Below are 4,238 nucleotides of genomic sequence, written 5' to 3'. Positions count from 1 at the left end.
CCCGGAGGCCTGGGTTTTTGATGGTGGGGTGGTGGGCCAAAGGGGGTGGAAGGCTATGAGCGACAGCGAGTCGGTTGAGGCGATCCTGCCGGGACCGGTTCCGCTCGCCCGCCGGATGGGTGAGCTCGGAACGTGGGTGATGCGTGACCCACTGCGACTCGGTGAGGTCGGCGACGTCATCTCGCTCGCCGGTGGGCTGCCGGCCGGCGAGACGCTGCCCGCCGCGGAGATCGGCGAGGCTGTGCGCCAGGTGTCGACCTCGAAGCTGGCAACGGCCGCGCTGCAGTACTCGGCAGCCGAAGGTCTTCCCGCGCTGCGCGCCTGGATCGCAGACCGGGCGTCGGCCGACCGTGGGCGCCTGGTTGACCCGAGCCAGGTCGTGGTGACCACTGGTGGGCTGCAGGGCCTGGATGTCATCGCCCGTACGCTGCTGGACCCCGGCGATCTCGTGGCCATCGACGAGCCGGTCTTCCCAGGCTCGCTGCACTGTCTGGAGATGTACCAGCCGGAGTTCCTGGCGATCCCGGTCGACGCCGACGGTCTGGACGTCGGTGCGCTCGCCGAACGACTGGCCGGCGGGCAGCGTCCCAAGCTCGTCTACACGGTCGCGACCTTTCACAATCCGACTGGCGCCACGCTCACCGATGTCCGGCGCCGCGAACTCGCGGACCTGGCCGAGCGGTACGGGTTCGTGGTGGCCGAGGACGAGCCGTACCCGGCGCTGCGCTTTCGGGGCAATCCCGTGCCACCGATCGCAGCCTACAGTGATCGTATTGTCACCATCGGGTCATTCTCCAAGACGCTCGGACCGGGACTCCGGGTCGGATGGGTGGTGGTGCCGAGCGCGCTCGCCGACGCGGTGGGCCGCGCGAAGCGCTGGTCGGACCTGCACACCTCGACGCTGATGCAGTACGCCCTGATCGAGCTTCTGGGCCGGGCGGGCTGGTACGACGCGCACCTGGCGACGTTGCCGGTCGTCTACGGGCGGCGGTGCGGCGCCCTGCGCGCCGCCGTCGGCGAACATCTGGCCGGGGTCGTCGAGGTCAACGACCCGGCTGGTGGGCTGTTCGTCTGGGGGCGCGTCGTCGCGCCGGGCCTGTCCGCGGACGACCTGCTCGACGCCGCGGTCCGCCGCGGGGTGACCTATGTGTCCGGCCCGCAGTTCGCCGTGCACAATCCCGACCCCGCGACCATGCGGATGTCGTTTGCGGGCAGTTCCCCGGAACGCCTTGAGCTCGCCGCCCGCCGGCTGGCCGACGCCGCGATCACCGCCCTCGGGTCGAGGGCCTGACAAGGGCCTGACAAGGGCCCGACACGGGTGGTGACGGTACCCGGGGGGTGATCCACTATTGGGGTGTGTCATCGTCGTGGACGATGCTGAGGAGTGTGGTGCTCGCCGGCGGTGGCACGGCGGGCCATGTAGAACCTGCGCTGGCCGTCGCCGACGCCCTGCGGGCCGCCGACCCCCGGCTACGCCTGACCGTCCTGGGGACGGAGTCCGGGCTGGAGGCGAGGCTCGTGCCGGCCCGTGGCTACGACTTGGTGACGATCCCGAAGGTGCCGCTGCCGCGCACACCCACGCCGTCCCTGCTCACCGTGCCCGGCAGGCTCGCCGGGGCCGTCAGCCAGGCGTCGGCGACGCTGGCTCGGGTGCGCGCGGACGTGGTCGTCGGCTTCGGCGGGTACGTGTCCGTCCCGGCCTACCTGGCCGCGCGCCGGGCAGGTATCCCGATCGTCGTCCACGAGGCCAACCCGGTTCCGGGAGTGGCGAACCGGATCGGCGCCCGGTTCACACCCTTTGTGGCGGTCTCCTACCCGAGTACTCCGTTGCGCGGCGGCCGGCTCACCGGCATCCCGCTGCGCCCGGAGATCCTGAACCTCGACCGGTCGCCGACGGCGGCCCGGGCGGCCCGGATCAGTTACGGCCTTCACCCGGGCTATCCGACGTTGCTGGTCTTCGGTGGTTCGCAGGGGGCCCGACGCATCAACGACGTGATCAGTACGATGGCCGGGGAGATCACTGCGAGCGGGGCGCAGGTCCTGCACGCGGCCGGGCCCAAGAACGTCGAGACGGTGCTTGCGGCGCTGCCACCGAACCTGCCCGCGCCCTATGTCGTGCGGCCCTATCTCGACCACATGGCGTCAGCGTATGCGGCGGCGGACATGGCGCTGTGTCGTGCCGGCGCCATGACCTGCGCGGAGCTGGCCGCGGTCGGCCTGCCCGCCGCCTACGTGCCGCTCCCGCACGGAAACGGTGAGCAGCGGCGCAACGCCCTGGCGACGGTGGAGGCAGGCGGCGGGCTGCTGATCGACGATGCCGGCTTCTCGCCCGAATGGGTGCGTGCGGAGCTGCTGGGCCTGCTCACCTCGTCGGAACGGCTGGCCAAGATGTCGGCGGCATGCGCAGGCTGCGGACATCCCGACGCCGTGGACGCGATCGTGTCGATGATCCGTGAGGCCGCGGCCACACGCAGGCGGCAACCGGCACGCCACGCGGCTCGCTGAACCCGGTCCGAGGCGATGGATGGGGCAAGATGTCACCTGTGACAGCTCGGGTGCTACCGGACAACTTCGACCGTGTCCACCTCGTGGGGATCGGCGGCGCCGGCATGAGCGGCCTCGCCCGGCTGTTGCTGCGGCGCGGCGCCTACGTGTCCGGAAGCGACGCCCGGGACACCCGCCGATTGGCCGCGCTACGGGCACTCGGGGCCCACGTGGCGATTGGTCATGATCCGCAGCATCTCGGCGACGCCCGTACTTTGATCTTCTCCCAGGCCATTCCGGCGGGAAATCTGGAGGTCGAGGAGGCGAAAAAACGTGGCCTGCGTGTTGTTTCGCGGGCCGCCGCGCTTGCCGCGCTGATGCAGGGATTCCAGGGGCTCGCGGTTGCCGGTACCCATGGGAAGACGACGACCACGCTGATGGCCACCGTCGCGATGCAGGCGTGCGGCGCCGACCCGTCGTTTGTCACTGGCAGCGACATCAATGAGGCCGGCTCCAACGCGCACGCCGGCTCGGGCGAGATCTTCATCGCTGAGGCCGATGAGAGCGACGGCGGATTTCTGCTGCTTGAGCCGTTCGGCGCGGTCGTCACCAATGTCGAAGCCGATCATCTTGATTACTACCGTCAGCGTGAAAACGTCGAGACCGCGTTCGCGCGGTTCGTCGACGGTGTCGATCCGGACGGTTTTGTGGTGGCCTGCCTGGACGACCCCGGCGCGGCCAGGCTCGTCACCGCGCTGCGGGACTCCGAAGGCAGCTCGGGGACACCGCGGGTCACCACCTATGGCGAGTCGGTGGACGCCCACGTCCGGGTGGAGCTCGCGATGGTCTCGCCGACCGGCTCCACCTGCGAGGTGGTCGTGCGCGGCAGACGGTTGGGCGAGCTGACCCTGCGGGTACCCGGGCGGCACAATCTGCTCAACGCGGCCGGTGCGCTGGCCGCCGGGCTGGAGCTCGGCCTGCCCGCGGCCGGCCTGTTGGAGGGGCTGGCCGGGTTCGCCGGCGTCCGCCGCCGGTTCGAGGCCAAGGGCAGCGTCGAGGGCATCCGGGTGGTCGACGACTATGCCAACCATCCGACAAAGATCATGGCCGTGTTGCGGACTGCCCGTGACGTCGCCGAGGGCGGCCGGGTCGTGGTCGCTTTCCAGCCGCACCTCTACAGCCGGACGGTTGCCTTCGCCGCCGAGTTCGGCGCCGCACTGGGCCTCGCGGATGCCGTGGTGGTCATGGATGTCTTCGGCGCGGGGGAACAGGAGCTCCCGGGGGTCAGCGGTGCGACGATCGCCTCCCGAGTGCCGCTGCCCGCCGAACAGGTCGTCTACGAGCCGTCCTGGTCGGCCGCGGCGGGCCGGGTCGCGGCGTTCGCGCGTCCGGGCGACCTGGTGCTCACCATCGGAGCAGGCGACGTGACTCTGCTCGGCGGGGAGCTCCTGCGCGTCCTCGCCGAACGGGCAACCCTGTCCAGCTGAGACAGCATCCGGATCTGAACCCGCCCTGTCTTACACGCGTGGCCGTTTCTTCGTGTGATCCCTGAGAAGGGCTCTCAACACGTGACATCGGCTCGAGTGGTTCGTGCCGTTACTCTCGGGATCGATGTGTCGGTCGTACTCTGCGATGAGAAGTGAGGGTTTCGAGCTGGAGCCTCCAGCTCGAAACCCTCACCCGACGAACGCTGCGCCCCGGGCCACATGCTGGACAGAGGTGGGCACCGGGGCCGCCCAACGGCGATCGGTGAT

The 4,238-nt window shown here is 70.3% G+C and carries 3 protein-coding genes; all 3 read left to right on the top strand.

Annotated elements, in window-relative coordinates; genetic code table 11:
* Positions 1-1,291, top strand: a 1,291-nt coding sequence (locus tag U9980_RS06685; protein WP_322767136.1) for a PLP-dependent aminotransferase family protein, incomplete at its 5' end; no start/stop codon positions are given.
* An 83-nt stretch (positions 1,292-1,374) separates the two neighbouring features.
* A complete protein-coding gene (murG, locus tag U9980_RS06680; RefSeq protein ID WP_322752331.1) occupies positions 1,375-2,505 on the top strand; it encodes an undecaprenyldiphospho-muramoylpentapeptide beta-N-acetylglucosaminyltransferase in 1,131 nt (376 codons plus the stop codon).
* A gap of 29 nt (positions 2,506-2,534) precedes the next feature.
* Positions 2,535-3,971 carry a UDP-N-acetylmuramate--L-alanine ligase gene (murC, locus tag U9980_RS06675; protein ID WP_416210174.1) on the top strand — a complete coding sequence of 479 codons (1,437 nt, stop codon included), beginning with the start codon at positions 2,535-2,537 and terminating at the stop codon, positions 3,969-3,971.
* Positions 3,972-4,238 lie beyond the last annotated feature (267 nt).

The organism is Protofrankia sp. Cr1, assembly GCF_963555865.1.
GTDB lineage: Bacteria > Actinomycetota > Actinomycetes > Frankiales > Frankiaceae > Protofrankia.
The sequence above is the reverse complement of the archived record's forward strand: the minus strand, read 5'-3'. Positions and strand labels throughout refer to the sequence as shown.